We start from the raw sequence: 14,492 nt of genomic DNA, 5'->3' as shown, positions 1-14,492 counted from the left end.
CTTTAAATCTTTAAATCAGGTGTGGCGCGGTTTAAACCGCTGCAGCACCGGCGACAATTTCCGAAAGTTCTTTCGTGATCGCCGCTTGACGCGTCTTGTTGTAGACCAGCTTGAGCTCGCCAATCACGCTGCCGGCGTTGTCGGTCGCGGCCTTCATGGCCACCATGCGGGCCGACTGCTCGGACGCCATGTTCTCTGCCACCGCCTGATAGACCAGCGCCTCGACATAACGAAGCAGCAGGTCGTCAATCACGGTCTGCGCATCGGGCTCGTAGATGTAGTCCCAGCCGTGCTGGTCCTTGTCCGCCTGCATGCTTTCCGCCGTCAAGGGCAGCAACTGCTCGACCACCGGCTCCTGGCGCATGGTGTTGATGAACCTGGTGTAGCAGAGGTAGACCGTCTTGATCTTGCCTTCGCTGTACGCATCGAGCAGCACCTTGACGGGGCCGATCAATTTGTCCAGATGGGGCCTGTCGCCAAGCTGGGTCACATGCGAGATGACCTTGGCGCCAACACGGTTGAGAAAACTCAAGCCCTTGTTACCGATGGCCACCGCCTGGGCATCCTCGCCAGCCGCCTGCAATTCCTTGAGCCTGGCCGTCACGGCGCGCAGCACATTGGTATTGAGGCCTCCGCACAGACCCTTGTCGGTTGTCACCACGATGAACCCCGTCGTACTGGCGTCGTTGGACTCCATGAAGGCGTGGGTGTATTCGGGATTAGCCTGGCTCAGATTGGCCGCGATGTTGCGGATCTTGTCGCTGTAAGGACGGGCGGCGCGCATCCGCTCCTGCGCCTTGCGCATCTTGGAGGCGGCCACCATTTCCATGGCCTTGGTGATCTTGCGGGTGTTTTCCACCGACTTGATCTTGCCGCGAATCTCTTTACCTGCTGCCATAACAGTTTCCTGGTTTCGGGTAACGAATTAAGCGAAGGATTTCTTGAATTCGGCCACGGCAGCCTTCAGTTCGGCTTCGGCGTCCTGGCACACCTTCTTGGAGGCCTTTTTCGCGTCGCTGTCATCGGGTTTAGCGGGCTTGGCATCCCACTTTGGACCATTCTTCTCGATGGTCGCCAGCAGGGGCGCATGCTTGTCCTTGAGGTAGCTGTGCAGGCCGGACTCGAACGCCAGGACCTTCTTGACTTCAATGTCGTCCATGAAGCCCTGGTTGACGGCAAACAGCGTCACACCCATCAGGCTGATCGGCAGTGGCGAGTACTGGGCCTGCTTGAGCAGTTCGGTCACGCGGGCGCCGCGCTCGAGCTGCTTGCGGGTGGACTCGTCCAGATCGGAAGCAAACTGCGCGAACGCAGCCAGTTCACGGTACTGCGCCAGATCGGTACGGATACCGCCAGACAGGCCCTTGATCCAGTTGGTCTGTGCAGCACCGCCCACGCGTGACACCGAGATACCGGCGTTAATGGCCGGACGGATACCGGCGTTGAACAGGCTGGTTTCCAGGAAAATCTGGCCGTCGGTGATCGAGATCACATTGGTGGGCACGAAGGCAGACACGTCACCAGCCTGCGTTTCAATGATGGGCAGAGCCGTGAGTGAACCGGTCTTGCCTTTGACTTCGCCCTTGGTGAAGTCTTCAACATACTTTTCGTTCACGCGGGCTGCGCGTTCGAGCAAACGGCTGTGCAGATAAAACACGTCGCCGGGGTAGGCTTCGCGGCCTGGCGGACGGCGCAGCAACAGCGAGACCTGGCGGTAGGCCACGGCCTGCTTGGACAGATCGTCATACACGATCAGCGCATCTTCGCCACGATCACGGAAGTATTCGCCCATGGTGCAGCCAGAGTAGGCGCTGACGTACTGCATGGCGGCGGACTCGGCAGCAGAAGCAGCCACGACGATGGTGTATTCCATCGCGCCGGCCTGTTCGAGCGCGCGCACCACGTTTTTGATCGACGAGGCTTTCTGGCCAATCGCGACATACACGCAGGAGACGCCTTTGCCCCTCTGGTTGATGATGGCGTCGATCGCAACAGCGGTCTTGCCGGTCTGGCGATCGCCAATGATCAGTTCGCGCTGGCCACGGCCAATCGGAACCATGGAGTCGATGGACTTCAGGCCGGTCTGCAGGGGCTGGTCAACCGATTTACGGGCGATCACGCCGGGCGCGACTTTTTCAATCACGTCGGTCATCTTGGCGTTGACCGGGCCTTTGCCGTCGATAGGCTGACCCAGTGCATTGACCACGCGGCCAAGCAGCTCGGGGCCAACAGGCACTTCCAGAATGCGGCCCGTGCACTTGACGGTGTCGCCTTCAGCGATGTGCTCGTACTCACCCAGAATCACCGAGCCGACCGAGTCGCGCTCCAGGTTCAGGGCCAGACCATAAGTGGGGGAGCCGTCAGCGGTGGGCGGGAATTCCAGCATCTCGCCCTGCATCACATCGGACAGGCCGTGGATACGCACGATACCGTCGGACACCGACACAACGGTACCCTGGTTGCGAATGTCGCTGCTGGCTGTCAGGCCTTCGATGCGGCTCTTGATCAGTTCAGAAATTTCTGCGGGATTGAGTTGCATGACTCTTTCCTTCTTTCTATGTTGTTGGCTAATACCGGGAAGTGAAGCTTGGGCGCAAGATCACGACACCAGCGCCACTTTCATTTGCTCTAAACGGGCTTTGACAGAGGTGTCCAGCACCTCATCACCCACCACGACACGTACGCCGCCTATCAATTCGGGCTCCAGCTCGACCTTCAGGTTGAGCTTGCGGCCAAAGCGCTTTTCCAGCGTTGTCGCCAGGTCTGCCAGCGCGGCGCCTTCGAGCGCAAAAGCGCTGTAGACGGTGGCGTCGGACGAGCCGGCCTGCGTATTTTTAAGTACGCGGAACTGGCTGGCGATTTCCGGCAACACGCTGAGGCGCCCGTTGTCGATCACCGCACGCAGGAAGTTTTTTGCAGCTTCCGGCATGTTTTTCGCGACGCCCGAGATGACTTCAAAGGTCTGCGCAGAAGTGACGCTGGGGTTGCCCGCGTAGTGCTGCAACTGGACGTTCGAGGCAATTGCCGCCAGCTCATCGAGCCAGGTGGCGGTGCCGGCGAGGTCCTTGCCGGCAGTCTTGAACAGCGCTTCAGCGTACGGACGGGCAATGGTGGCTAGTTCGGCCATAGTGATGCTCGCTTGAAGGTTTCAGTCAAAGTCAAAGTTCGGTCTTCAGACGGCCCAGCAAGTCAGCATGCACAGCGGCATTGACTTCCTTGCGCAGAATCTGCTCAGCACCCTTGACGGCCAGTGCGGCTACCTGCTCGCGCAGTGTTTCGCGGGCCTTGACGCTCTGCTGCTCGGCTTCAGCATGGGCAGCGGCAATGATTTTCTTGCCCTCTTCCGCAGCTTTGCCCTTGGCTTCTTCGATCAGGGCCTGCGCGCGACGCTCGGCCTCAGCCAGACGCAGCGCCGACTCATTGCGCGATTTGGCAAGTTCTTCTTCCACGCGCTTGTTGGCAACGGAGAGTTCGGACTTGGCCTTCTCGGCAGAAGCGAGGCCTTCAGCGATCTTTTGGGCCCGCTCGTCCAGCGCTTTCGCGATCGGCGGCCACACGAATTTCATCGTGAACAGCACCAGCAATGCAAAGACGATGGCTTGCGCCACCAGTGTTCCATTAATGTTCACAGTAAATCTCCCTCAACGAGGTGTTGCAGGCAGGACTTACTTGACCAGGCGTGCGATTTGAGCGAGGAAGGGGTTGGCAGTTGCAAACCACAGTGCAATACCGGTACCGATGATGAACGCGGCGTCAATCAGACCAGCCAGCACAAACATTTTGGTTTGCAGCTCGCCCATGAGTTCCGGCTGGCGCGCAGCTGCTTCAAGGTACTTGCTACCCATGATGCCGATACCGATACAAGCACCGAGCGCGCCCAGACCGATGATCAAACCAGCAGCCAGAGCAGCAAAACTAATAACTTCCATGATTCACTCCTAAATTAACGAAAAAACACCAAAAACAAAAACGAAAATCAATGCGCGTCGTGCGCCTGCCCGATGTAGACCAGGGTCAACATCATGAACACAAAAGCCTGCAGCAAGATGATGATGATGTGGAACACGGCCCATGCCCAACCGGCAACCACGTGCAACAACATCAACATCAGCGACCCGGATGGGTCTTCAGAGAAGGCCCAGGCGCCTCCCAGCAGCGCAATCAGCATGAACACCAGCTCACCGGCATACATATTGCCAAACAGCCGCATGCCATGCGAAACCGTTTTGGCGACGAAAGAGATCAATTGCTCGGCAATGTTGATGATGCCCAGAATCACTGCAAAGATCGGGTTCTTGCTGGTGCCAAACGGTGCAGAAATCAATTCATGCGCCCAGCCACCGACACCCTTGATCTTGATGTTGTAGAAAAGGCAGATGAATAAAACAGAAACCGACAGCCCCATGGTCACCGACAGGTCGGCCGTGGGCACGACGCGCAGGTAGGCATGGCTCGGGTCGTAACCGGCGGCACCATAGGCCAGGGCCCACAGTTCAGGCAACAGATCCAGCGGCAGCAGGTCCATCGCGTTCATCAGGAAAATCCAGACAAATACAACCAGCGCCAGCGGCGTCACCAGCTTGCGGCTGTTGGCGTTGTGAACAATCGCCTTGGCCTGGCCATCGACCATTTCAAGCAGGATTTCGACCGCCGCCTGGAAACGCCCAGGCACACCAGATGTCACGCCGCGAGCAGCCTTCCAAAGAAAGAAGCAGCCGACCACGCCCAACAGGATGGAGAAAAACAGGGAGTCAAGATTGAAGACGGTGAAATCGACGATTTCCGTCTGCGGCTTGTTTTGCCAGTGCGTCAGGTGGTGAACAATGTATTCACTGGCTGTCGGGGCGTTTGCATCTGCGGCCATTCTTTGAACTCTTTAGTTTGTCTTCTGTTTCGGACGCAGTAACAGCGCCACCCAATACACCTTCAGGGTCACGATCAGGCCAATCAGCATTGCCAACCAGTCCAGATCAGGGACCAAGCGCGGGGCCGCAAACAGCATCCCGACGCTGGAGGCAATCTTGATTGCCTCCCACACAAAAAAACCAAATCCGGCAGTCATCGCGTTGATGGACGAGAACTGGCTCATCAAACCCCGCGCAAACAAAGCACCGGGAATCACCACCGCCAGCGCGCCATACAGCGAGGACCATCCAGCGTTTTGCCGACCGGTCAGCAGCCAAGCGGCACACGCCGCCAGCACACCCACCAGCAGCTGACCCGCCAATACAACCCATGGGGAGGTAGAGGGGTGCGCCAGACGAAGTTTTTGAGCCTCATCACGCGTCAGCCGCTTGAAGTCACTGTCTTCTGCCACCACCGTCCACGCCGAAGCTGTTGTAGAAACTGCCGAATTTGTCATTTTGGAAGTCACTAATTGCAAGCGGGTTACGGGTTGGTGATTAGCAAAGCCCCTGATTATACGTAGAAACCCGCCTGCGCCCAGAATGCCCCTTCCGCGCGCTGCGATGATTGCCAGTGACCACCGATCAAAAGAGCCGGAGTTTGGAGGCGACAATTGACCCCACGTGCCTAGCGCAAGCTTGAAGCCCTCCGTCGCGCACCCCGTCCCGGTAACGCCCATGTCCAAAGGTCTCCCATGCCCGCCCTGATGAAGTTCCTGCATATCGCCGCCGCCATTGTCTGGCTGGGCGGCATCAGCTTCATGCTGTTTGCATTTCGACCTGCGGCACAGGCGCAATTGGCACCGCCCCAGCGTTTGCCGCTGATTGCAGCGGTACTCACAAAATTTTTCAGATTGGTGTGGGTCAGCATTGGTTTGCTGCTGGTCACCGGCCTGGCCATGCTGCTGGCCGTGGGCATGAAAAACGCCCCGCTGGGCTGGCACCTGATGTTTGGCATCGGCCTGCTGATGTTCGCCCTGTTCGGCCATCTTTATTTTGGTCCCTACCGGCGCCTGAAACTGGCCGTGGCCGCCGCGGACTGGCCCGAAGGCGGGCGACGTGTGGGTCAGATCGCCAAGCTGGCTGGCCTGAACCTGGGGCTGGGCGCACTGGCGATTGCCGCCGTCATTTTTCTGTACTGAGACGTAGCCGCCTGCCCCGCCCATGACACAGCACAAGCCGACTTCCCCAGATGCCTCGCCCAGCAAGGGCGATGCGCGCTGGACCGACCGCTTCACAAAAGGCGTCAGCCGGGAAAACCTGGCGTCCCACCCCTGGCTCAAGCCGGTGGCCCACCATTTGCAGGAGCCCGGCCTGTGGCATCTGCAGCACGAGGCGGTAGCCCGCGGCGTCGCGATCGGGATCTTCTGGGCTTTCGCACTGCCGGTGGCACAAATCCTGGTGGCGGCCGCGCACTGCGTCTGGTGGCGGGGCAACATCCCGGTGGCAGCCGGGATCACCCTGATCACCAACCCCTTCACCATCGGCTTCTGGCTCTGGCTGGCCTACAAACTCGGCAGCCTGATCCTGGGCCTGGCGCCGCATGAAGTGGCCGCTGGCGACGCCGTGCTGGAGGCCGCTTCGGCCAGCGCCGGGTTTGACGCGCTGGGGTGGCTGCAACGCTTTGGCTGGCCCGCCGTGCTGGGCATGGCGATTTTTGCGGTAGGCGGCTCCATCACTGGTTATGCATTGGTCAAGCTCGTCTGGCGCTGGCGCGTCTGGCTCAAGCGGCGTGTCCTGCGGCACGGGAAATAAGGCTGCGCGACAATAAGCCATTGCTCAACCCCTGTTCAAGATGATCTCCACCCCCACACTTTTGCCCGACACGCCCTGCTACCTCAACGGTGAGATCACCGCGCTCAAGGACGCCAAAATCAGCGTCATGGACCGCGGCTTCATCTTCGGTGACGGCGTCTATGAAGTCGTGCCGGTTTACGCCGGCAAGCCTTTCCGGTTCGCCCAGCACATGGCGCGTCTGGACCGCAGCCTGGCCGAATTACGCATCACCAACCCGCTGTCCCACGCCCAGTGGCACGAGATCGTCCTCACGCTGGTCAACGGCTATGCGTTGTCCGAGCACACCTCCCCCGAAAAAATCGACCAGCTAGCGTACATCCAGATCACGCGCGGCGTGGCGCTGCGCGACCACGTCATGCCGCCCGACCTGGCACCCACGGTGTTTGTGATGACCAGCACCATGAAACCGCCCACGCCCGAGCAGCGTGCGCAGGGCGTGGCCTGTGTCACCGCCGACGACTTCCGCTGGAGCAAGGCCCATATCAAGAGCACCAGCCTGCTGGGCGCGGTGTTTGCACGCCAGATCAGCGCCGACGTGGATGCGGTGGAAACGGTGATGTTTCGCGACGGTTTTCTCAGCGAAGCCGCTGCCTGCAACGTCTGGGCCGTGAAGGATGGCACGCTCATGGGCGCGCCCAAAGACAACCTGGTGCTCGAAGGCATTCGCTACGGCCTGATCGAGGGGATCTGCCGCGAGGCCGGCATTGGCTTTGAACTGCGCCGCATCAGCCGCGAGGAAGTGTTTGCCGCCGACGAGTTGCTGCTGTCGTCGGCCACCAAGGAAGTGCTGGCCATCACCACACTTGACGGCCTGCCCATCGGCAACGGAAAACCCGGGCCGGTGTACGCCAGGCTGCACGCCGCCTACCAGCGCGCCAAACAGGAGCAGGCCGCGTGACTGTGCCCGCGCCACCCCCTGAAATTCCGCGTCAGGAATCGCTGATCGAGTACCCCTCGCAGTTCCCCATCAAGGTGATGGGCGAAAAAGTCGACGGGCTGGTCCACGCGATCAGCGTGATCGCGGGCCAGTTCGACCCGGCCTTCGACGCCTCCACCATCGAGCTGCGCGAAAGCAAGGGCGGCAAGTATCTGGGCGTGACCGTGACCATCACCGCTACCAGCCGCGAGCAGCTCGACGAGCTTTACCGCACGCTGTCAACACACCCCATGGTCAAGGTCGTCCTCTAAACCGGCGGACCAACACCCCATGCAGGCTGATGTTGATGTCCGGCACCTCGGATGCGTGGACTACCTGCCCACCTGGCAGGCCATGCAGGCCTTCACCGCAACGCGCGGGGCACAAACCTCAAGCAAAATCGGCCTCCAGCCCCTGACCGACGGGCGTGACCAGCTATGGATTTGTGAGCACCCGCCGATTTACACCCAGGGCCTGGCGGGCAAGCCCGAGCACATCCTTGCGCCTGGAGGCATCCCCGTGGTGCAAACCGACCGCGGCGGCCAGGTGACCTTTCACGGCCCCGGCCAGGTGGTGGCCTACCCGCTGATTGACCTCAAGCGCGCTGGCTATTACGTCAAGGAATACGTTTACCGCATCGAGGAGTCCGTGATTCGCACCTTGGCGCATTTTGGCGTGACGGGCCACCGGGTCGGCGGCTCGCCCGGCATTTACGTGCGGCTGGACGAGCCGGGCGCGCATGCCGCGCTGACCGGCCCGCGCGACCCGCTGGAGCCGTTTCGCGGCCTTGGCAAAATTGCCGCTCTGGGCATCAAGGTCAGCCGGCATTGCACTTACCACGGTGTGGCGCTCAACGTCGCGATGGACCTGGAACCCTTCTCCCGCATCAACCCTTGTGGTTATGCCGGGCTGCAAACCACAGACCTTTCTACAATCGGGGTATCGGTAAGCTGGCAAGAGGCGGCAGATGTTCTGGGCCAAAAGCTCGAGACCTACCTGACGCCCTGACGCCACCCCCAAGGCAAACACCCATGAGCACCCAAGAAGCTGTCAATCCTGTCGTTCGCGATATCCAGAGCCAGGAAAACTACAACCCGCTGGCCAAACAGAAGGCGGCGGCCAAGCTGTCGCGCATCCCGGTCAAGGTGGTGCCCGGCGAGGTGCTGAAAAAACCCGAGTGGATTCGCGTCAAGGCCGGCAGCCCGACCACACGCTTCTACGAGATCAAGCAGATCCTGCGCGAGAACAAGCTCAACACGGTGTGTGAAGAAGCCAGCTGCCCGAATATCGGCGAATGTTTCGGCAAGGGCACGGCGACTTTCATGATCATGGGCGACAAGTGCACACGGCGCTGCCCGTTCTGCGACGTCGGCCATGGCCGGCCCGACCCGCTAGACGTCAACGAGCCGGAAAACCTTGCCAAAACCATCGCAGCTCTGAAGTTGAAGTACGTCGTGATCACCAGCGTGGACCGCGACGACCTGCGCGACGGCGGCAGCCAGCATTTTGTGGATTGCATCACACGCATCCGCGCACTCTCGCCGCAGACCACCATCGAGATTCTGGTGCCCGACTTTCGCGGCCGCGACGACCGCGCGCTGGGTATCCTGAAAGCCGCGCCGCCCGACGTGATGAACCACAACCTCGAAACCACGGCGCGCCTCTACAAGGAAGCACGGCCGGGCAGCGACTACCAGTTCTCATTGAACCTGCTGAAAAAATTCAAGGCTCTGCACCCCGACGTGCCGACCAAGAGCGGCATCATGGTCGGCCTGGGCGAGACCGACGAAGAAATTTTGCAGGTCATGCGCGACATGCGCGCCCACAACATCAACATGCTGACCATTGGCCAGTACCTGGCACCGTCCAGCAGCCATCTGCCGGTGCGCCGCTACGTGCACCCCGACACCTTCAAGATGTTTGAAGCCGAGGCCTACAAAATGGGCTTCACCCACGCAGCAGTCGGTGCCATGGTGCGCTCCAGCTACCACGCCGACGAGCAGGCCCACGCTGCAGGCGTTGCCGACAAGGCCGACCTGGCAGCGGCAGCCATCGGATAAACGTGGCTGACACGCCCCGGCGTTGCGGCAAGTAGTCGGCGTTGGCAGCGGCCCTGCACCGGCGATAACCAACGGGCACTGACCCGAACTCGTCGCGCCGCTTATGCTCGCTGCCATGCCAGCCAATCTGTATGCCCTGGGCGCCATCGCGCTGTGGGCCCTCCTCGCTTCACTGGGCGTCTCGCTCCAGCACATCCCGCTTTTTTTACTGACTGGTCTTGCGCTGCTGACAGGCAGCTTGCTGGCACTGCCGGCTGTTTTCAAAGACAGACGGTCGTGGGCCATACCGCCGGCCACGCTGGCGTTGGGCGTTTACGGTTTGTTCGGTTTCCACTTTCTGCTGTTCATCGCGTTGCGCCATGCGCCCCCGGTCGAGGCCAATCTCGTCAACTATTTATGGCCGCTGTTCATGGTGGTGCTGGCACCGCTGTTTCTCAAAGGCATGCGCCTGCGCGTCGTACATGTGGCGGCGGCCATGATCATTGGCGCGGCGGTGTTCGGGACAAGGGTAAAAACTCAATGAACGGACGGCCGCACGCGCCGCCTGTGGCCCGCTCTGGACAGTAGGGGCGACTCCCCACTCCCAACCCCCCGCCCTTCCCTCGCCCCGCTGGGCGAGAGAAGGGAGCCCCATTTGGCCGCGTGTGCTGCGCTCGCGTGCAAACATGACGGTCGCGTATTCAGCGGTGTGTGCGCTTTGCGCGCAAACCTTCTGTCATTCCGGCGAAGGCCGGAATCCATCCTCGACCGCGTATTCGTTCCGCCACCCGTCGGGCTGGGCCGAGGAGCGCAGGCAAAAGCGGATCAGGGCTCGCGATTGTCTGAGGCGAAGCCGAGTTCGAGCGAGACCCCGCTTTTGGTCAGCACCGCAGGTTGCCCCGGAGCGCAGCGCAGGGGACCCAGACCATCGGGTCGCCTTTTTCTTTGCTTACTTTCTTTTTGGCGACGCAAAAAGAAAGTAAGTTGCCGCCGGGCAACCCCCGGCTTGTTCGCACACCACTACAGCCAAAACAGCTGCAGTAGTCGACAACCATGGATCCCGGATCAAGTCCGGGATGACAGGCAGAGAGAAAGGTAGTGCTATGGATTTTGTAGCTATTCACGCCCGCGCGGCAAGGGCCAGCGGCCGTTTTGACATAAATCCCACGCCACCAGAGGCAAAAAGACATAAAAAAAGGCAGGTTCACGAACCAAATCCGCCTCCAGCCCTTACCCCACGGGCGCTTCCAGCTACGATTTTGATAGTAAAGAGATTACAGCAACGACGCCGGCTCTTCGCTGGCCAGCACCTCTTGCGCCCAGCGCTGCAGCTTGCCGGCATCGGCCCGCAGCACCTGCTGCTTGACGGCAAGGATCTGCGACGGGTGCATGGAAAAGCTGCGCAGCCCCAAGCCCAGCAGCAACCGCGTCATGCCGCTGTCGCCGGCCATCTCGCCGCAGACACTCACGCCCTTGCCCTGGGCATTGCATTCGGCAATGGTGTCGGCCACCAGGCGCAGCACCGCCGGATGGCAAGGGTCGTAAAGGTGCGCGACCGCCTCGTCGGCGCGGTCGATCGCCAGCGTGTACTGGATCAGGTCGTTGGTGCCTATCGACAGGAAGTCGAAATACCTGAGAAACAGCTTGAGTGTCAGCGCCGCCGCAGGAATCTCGATCATCGCGCCCAGTTGCACCGGCCCGTAGGCGATGCCCTTGTTGTCCAGCTCGGCGCGCGCATGGTCGAGCAGCGACAGCGTCTGCCGGATCTCGCTGCCGTGCGCCAGCATGGGCACCAGCAAATTCACCGGGCCATGGGCTGCGGCCCGCAAGATGGCGCGCAGCTGCGTCAAAAACATGGGCGGGTCGGCCAGGCTCCAGCGGATCGCGCGCAGGCCCAGCGCCGGGTTGAGCTGGCCGTCCTGCGCGCGGCCCGCGAGCTTGTCGATCGGCTTGTCCGAGCCGATGTCCACCGTACGGATGGTCACCGGCAGGCCGTTCATGCCCTCGACCGCCTTGCGATAGGCCAGGTACTGCTCCTGCTCGTCGGGCAGCTTGCTGCGGCCCATGAACAAAAACTCGCTGCGAAACAGGCCGACACCAGCCGCGCCCACGCTGACAGCACCGGCGGTGTCGTCCGGCATCTCGATGTTGGCCAGCAGCTCAACCTTCTGGCCGTCCAGCGTCAGCGCCGGCGTGTGGATCAGCCGGTTCAGGCGTTGCCGCTCCAGTTCACCCTGGCGCTGTTTGAAGCCGTATTCGGCCAGGATGATGGGCGAAGGGTCGACGATCAGCACCCCGGCATCGCCGTCGATGATGACCCAGTCGTCCTGCTCGATCAGCTGGCTGGCGCTGCGCGCCCCCACCACCGCCGGAATATCCAGGCTGCGCGCGACGATGGCGGTGTGCGAGGTCTTGCCGCCCACGTCGGTCGCAAAACCGACAAACAGGCTTTGCTTGAACTGCAGCATGTCGGCCGGTGAAATGTCATGCGCGATCAGCACCAGCGGCACGTCCATGGTGTCGTCAAGAAGCAGGTCCTGCTGGCGCAGCGCGCGGCTGCCCGCCACCGCTGCGGGCAACACCGGCGAAGCGACGCCTTTCATGTGGCCCAGGATGCGCTCGACCACCTGCTCAAGGTCGGCCTTGCGCTCGCGCAGGTACTCGTCTTCCATGTCGTCGAACTGGCGCGCGATGATTTCGTACTGCGTGGTCAGCGCCCACTCGGCGTTGTAGAGCCGGTCGTTGATCCAGTGCTTGACACCGCTGATGAGCTGCTCGTCCTGCAGCAGCATCAGGTGCACGTCGAGCAGCGCCGAGAGTTCGTGCGGCGCGTCTTTCGGCAGGTCGCGCTGCACGCGGGCTATTTCTTCAGCCACCGCGTCGCGGGCCACGCGCAGGCGCTGGATTTCTTCAGCGGTTTTTGTCGCCTGAATAAAGTAGTGCGCCACGTCCGCACGGCTGGACGCCACCAGCACCGCCCGCCCGATGGCAATGCCGCGCGAGACGGCCAAGCCATGAACGCTGAACGTCAAGCGCCCGCTCCCACCCGCGATGCGAAGCGAGCCGGACAAAACCAGTCCGAGCCGCGGAACCGGCTTTGCCGGGCCGCAGACAGGGCGGCCCCCTCGGGGCTGGAGCATGCGGCTCCAAACCTGCTTGAGCAGGTTTGGACAGGCAACAGAAGCGAAGCCTCTGGCGAGCGGCGGCCTGCAAGGTGCAGGGAGCTACACGCAGTGAGCGACCGTGGGGGCAACATTCATTCACCTTCCCCGAATTTGTCGTTGATGAGGGCAAGGATGGCATCCATCGCCTGCTGCTCGTCGGCGCCGTCGGTTTCAACCTCAACCATGCTACCGATACCGGCGGCCAGCATCATCACGCCCATGATGCTTTTGGCGTTGACGCGTCGCTCGCCCTTGGCCATCCAGACCTCGCAGGAAAAGCTGCCTGCGAGTTTTGTGAGTTTGGCCGAGGCCCGCGCGTGCAGGCCCAGTTTATTGCTGATGGTCGTGCTGTTCTTTATCATGATTTCTGCGAGCCTGGTTCTGTGGTGCGGTGACGGCCACCTGCATCACGCCCTGTGTGCCCCCCATCACCGCGCGGGCAACCAGCGCCTCCAGCGCCTCGTGCCGGTAAGACACGGTGCGCAGCAGCATCGGCAGGTTGACGCCGGTGATGAGCTTGGAGGACACGCCGTCCACCAGCTTTTGCGCCACGTTGCAGGGTGTCGCCCCGAACACGTCGGCCAGCACCAGTACGTGCGAGGTGCCGAGCTGGCGAAAAACAATGCGCGCCTGCGCCAGGGTCTCTTCCGGCGGCATGTTGGGCTGGACGTCCAGCGCCACCACGCCGGCCGGATTGTCGGGGAAGACATGCAGCACACACTGGCGCAAGGCCGAGGCCAAGGGTGCGTGGGCGATGATGAGAATGCCATTCATTGCTGGGAATTATCGGCGCTCATGCTCAGGAAATAGGCGTATGAGGCGATACAACAACACAAAAACACCGCCATGGCAGCCTGAAAGGCCGCCACTTCAGCCAGCCCCGCTGCCCTGAAGGCGTCAATCAAAAGCCCTATGCCCCACTGCACCACAAACACGCCGGAAAAAATCACGAGGTTGTAGGCTGACAGCGCACGCCCGGCGAGCGAGGCCTGAAAAGCCATGCCGATGGCCGGCTGGGCCAGGCTCATGGCGCTGCAGCTCATGCAAAACAGCGCCCAGCCGAGCCAGCCGGTCGCAGAGCCGGCGATGATGTTGAAGGCCAGCACCACGATGCTCAGCGGCACGCCCCAGGCGATCAGCCGCGTGGCGTGCCAGCCATGCCGGGCCAGCCAGGGGTTGACCATGCCCCAGCCCCAGAAGGTCACCAGCATGGTGGCGTTGATATAAAACAGGCCGGTGGCCGACTCCAGCGGCGTGTAGCCCGCAACCCGGATCATCCACGGCCCAGCCCACAGGGTCTGCATGGCCACCAGCCCGCCGTAGTTGAAAAAAGCCAGCGGCACCAACCTCTGGAAATATTTGTTGCGCCACACGTGTGCGTAACTGCCGGCTTCGCCCGCGCGGTCCGCGTCCGGGCTGGCCGACGAACGCAGCGAAGGGCCGCCCCGAGCAAGTTCAGCCCCCGAGGGGCTGGAGCCTGCGGCTCCAAAGCTGCTTGAGCAGCTTTGGACAGGCGACAGAGGCGAAGCGTCTCGCGAGCCGCGGCCTGCAAGGCCTCGCGACGACACGTCAGTGCCGAGCGTGGGGGCCGACGAACGCAGCGAAGGGCCGCCCCGAGCAAGTTCAGCCCCCTCGGGGGGCAGCGACGACACGTCAGTGCGGAGCGTGTGGG

At 61.7% G+C, this 14,492-nt stretch carries 16 protein-coding genes and 2 pseudogenes; 7 read left to right on the top strand and 11 right to left on the bottom strand.

Annotated features, from left to right (window positions below):
• Positions 1-31: 31 nt before the first annotated feature.
• The 7 genes from atpG to ACESMT_RS08135 are packed head-to-tail and all read right to left on the bottom strand — an operon-like array spanning position 32 to position 5,584.
• The gene (gene atpG, locus ACESMT_RS08165; protein WP_372826067.1) at positions 32-898 is read right to left on the bottom strand and encodes a F0F1 ATP synthase subunit gamma; all 867 of its coding nucleotides are present in this window, start codon (positions 896-898) and stop codon (positions 32-34) included.
• Positions 899-925: 27 nt separating this feature from the next.
• Positions 926-2,539: a F0F1 ATP synthase subunit alpha gene (gene atpA / locus ACESMT_RS08160; protein WP_372826066.1), complete on the bottom strand. Its 1,614-nt coding sequence runs from the start codon at positions 2,537-2,539 to the stop codon at positions 926-928.
• 60 nt (positions 2,540-2,599) lie between these two features.
• Positions 2,600-3,127: a F0F1 ATP synthase subunit delta gene (locus tag ACESMT_RS08155; protein WP_372826065.1), complete on the bottom strand. Its 528-nt coding sequence runs from the start codon at positions 3,125-3,127 to the stop codon at positions 2,600-2,602.
• Positions 3,128-3,158: 31 nt separating this feature from the next.
• Positions 3,159-3,629, bottom strand: a complete 471-nt coding sequence (locus ACESMT_RS08150) for a F0F1 ATP synthase subunit B (RefSeq protein ID WP_372826064.1) — start codon at positions 3,627-3,629, stop codon at positions 3,159-3,161.
• Between the two features lie 36 nt (positions 3,630-3,665).
• Entirely contained in the window at positions 3,666-3,929 is a 264-nt protein-coding gene (atpE, locus tag ACESMT_RS08145) for a F0F1 ATP synthase subunit C (protein ID WP_114972255.1), read from the bottom strand.
• Between the two features lie 47 nt (positions 3,930-3,976).
• Positions 3,977-4,864: a F0F1 ATP synthase subunit A gene (gene atpB, locus ACESMT_RS08140; RefSeq protein ID WP_372826063.1), complete on the bottom strand. Its 888-nt coding sequence runs from the start codon at positions 4,862-4,864 to the stop codon at positions 3,977-3,979.
• Between the two features lie 12 nt (positions 4,865-4,876).
• A complete protein-coding gene (locus ACESMT_RS08135) occupies positions 4,877-5,584 on the bottom strand; it encodes an ATP synthase subunit I (protein WP_372826068.1) in 708 nt (235 codons plus the stop codon).
• 15 nt (positions 5,585-5,599) lie between these two features.
• Between ACESMT_RS08135 and ACESMT_RS08130 the strand changes: the two genes are divergently transcribed.
• The 7 genes and pseudogenes from ACESMT_RS08130 to ACESMT_RS08100 form a co-directional block, all read left to right on the top strand.
• On the top strand, positions 5,600-6,046 hold the full coding sequence (locus tag ACESMT_RS08130; protein ID WP_372826062.1) for a DUF4149 domain-containing protein: 447 nt from the start codon (positions 5,600-5,602) through the stop codon (positions 6,044-6,046).
• 22 nt (positions 6,047-6,068) lie between these two features.
• A complete protein-coding gene (locus ACESMT_RS08125; protein ID WP_372826061.1) occupies positions 6,069-6,659 on the top strand; it encodes a DUF2062 domain-containing protein in 591 nt (196 codons plus the stop codon).
• Positions 6,660-6,699: 40 nt separating this feature from the next.
• Positions 6,700-7,599, top strand: a complete 900-nt coding sequence (locus ACESMT_RS08120) for a D-amino acid aminotransferase (RefSeq protein WP_372826060.1) — start codon at positions 6,700-6,702, stop codon at positions 7,597-7,599.
• Entirely contained in the window at positions 7,596-7,889 is a 294-nt protein-coding gene (locus tag ACESMT_RS08115; RefSeq protein WP_372826059.1) for a YbeD family protein, read from the top strand. The genes ACESMT_RS08120 and ACESMT_RS08115 overlap by 4 nt, the downstream gene beginning before the upstream one ends.
• 19 nt (positions 7,890-7,908) lie before the next feature.
• Positions 7,909-8,625 carry a lipoyl(octanoyl) transferase LipB gene (gene lipB, locus ACESMT_RS08110; RefSeq protein WP_372826058.1) on the top strand — a complete coding sequence of 239 codons (717 nt, stop codon included), beginning with the start codon at positions 7,909-7,911 and terminating at the stop codon, positions 8,623-8,625.
• A 23-nt stretch (positions 8,626-8,648) separates the two neighbouring features.
• The gene (gene lipA, locus ACESMT_RS08105) at positions 8,649-9,677 is read left to right on the top strand and encodes a lipoyl synthase (RefSeq protein WP_372826057.1); all 1,029 of its coding nucleotides are present in this window, start codon (positions 8,649-8,651) and stop codon (positions 9,675-9,677) included.
• A gap of 115 nt (positions 9,678-9,792) precedes the next feature.
• Positions 9,793-10,173 (top strand): annotated as a pseudogene (locus ACESMT_RS08100) (EamA family transporter); the annotation flags it as partial.
• Between the two features lie 757 nt (positions 10,174-10,930).
• On the opposite strand, the gene ptsP reads toward ACESMT_RS08100, so the two are convergent.
• The 4 genes and pseudogenes from ptsP to ACESMT_RS08080 form a co-directional block, all read right to left on the bottom strand.
• Positions 10,931-12,688: a phosphoenolpyruvate--protein phosphotransferase gene (ptsP, locus tag ACESMT_RS08095; protein WP_372826056.1), complete on the bottom strand. Its 1,758-nt coding sequence runs from the start codon at positions 12,686-12,688 to the stop codon at positions 10,931-10,933.
• 224 nt (positions 12,689-12,912) lie between these two features.
• Positions 12,913-13,182, bottom strand: coding sequence for an HPr family phosphocarrier protein (locus ACESMT_RS08090; protein WP_372826055.1), 270 nt, complete (start codon positions 13,180-13,182; stop codon positions 12,913-12,915).
• Entirely contained in the window at positions 13,151-13,594 is a 444-nt protein-coding gene (locus tag ACESMT_RS08085) for a PTS sugar transporter subunit IIA (RefSeq protein ID WP_372826054.1), read from the bottom strand. The genes ACESMT_RS08090 and ACESMT_RS08085 overlap by 32 nt, the downstream gene beginning before the upstream one ends.
• Positions 13,591-14,492, bottom strand: a pseudogene (locus ACESMT_RS08080) (hypothetical protein); the annotation flags it as partial. The gene ACESMT_RS08085 and the pseudogene ACESMT_RS08080, both read right to left, overlap by 4 nt.

The organism is Polaromonas sp., assembly GCF_041689105.1.
Lineage (GTDB): Bacteria > Pseudomonadota > Gammaproteobacteria > Burkholderiales > Burkholderiaceae_C > Polaromonas.
The sequence above is the reverse complement of the archived record's forward strand: the minus strand, read 5'-3'. Positions and strand labels throughout refer to the sequence as shown.

What these genes read in the sequence shown, in the direction of transcription:
- atpG (WP_372826067.1), bottom strand. Translation starts at nt 898, where the DNA reads ATGGCAGCAGGTAAAGAGATTCGCGGCAAGATCAAGTCGGTGGAAAAC.
- atpA (WP_372826066.1), bottom strand. Translation starts at nt 2,539, where the DNA reads ATGCAACTCAATCCCGCAGAAATTTCTGAACTGATCAAGAGCCGCATC.
- ACESMT_RS08155 (WP_372826065.1), bottom strand. Translation starts at nt 3,127, where the DNA reads ATGGCCGAACTAGCCACCATTGCCCGTCCGTACGCTGAAGCGCTGTTC.
- atpE (WP_114972255.1), bottom strand. Translation starts at nt 3,929, where the DNA reads ATGGAAGTTATTAGTTTTGCTGCTCTGGCTGCTGGTTTGATCATCGGT.
- atpB (WP_372826063.1), bottom strand. Translation starts at nt 4,864, where the DNA reads ATGGCCGCAGATGCAAACGCCCCGACAGCCAGTGAATACATTGTTCAC.
- ACESMT_RS08135 (WP_372826068.1), bottom strand. Translation starts at nt 5,584, where the DNA reads ATGGGCGTTACCGGGACGGGGTGCGCGACGGAGGGCTTCAAGCTTGCG.
- ACESMT_RS08130 (WP_372826062.1), top strand. Translation starts at nt 5,600, where the DNA reads ATGCCCGCCCTGATGAAGTTCCTGCATATCGCCGCCGCCATTGTCTGG.
- ACESMT_RS08125 (WP_372826061.1), top strand. Translation starts at nt 6,069, where the DNA reads ATGACACAGCACAAGCCGACTTCCCCAGATGCCTCGCCCAGCAAGGGC.
- ACESMT_RS08120 (WP_372826060.1), top strand. Translation starts at nt 6,700, where the DNA reads ATGATCTCCACCCCCACACTTTTGCCCGACACGCCCTGCTACCTCAAC.
- lipB (WP_372826058.1), top strand. Translation starts at nt 7,909, where the DNA reads ATGCAGGCTGATGTTGATGTCCGGCACCTCGGATGCGTGGACTACCTG.
- lipA (WP_372826057.1), top strand. Translation starts at nt 8,649, where the DNA reads ATGAGCACCCAAGAAGCTGTCAATCCTGTCGTTCGCGATATCCAGAGC.
- ACESMT_RS08090 (WP_372826055.1), bottom strand. Translation starts at nt 13,182, where the DNA reads ATGATAAAGAACAGCACGACCATCAGCAATAAACTGGGCCTGCACGCG.
- ACESMT_RS08085 (WP_372826054.1), bottom strand. Translation starts at nt 13,594, where the DNA reads ATGAATGGCATTCTCATCATCGCCCACGCACCCTTGGCCTCGGCCTTG.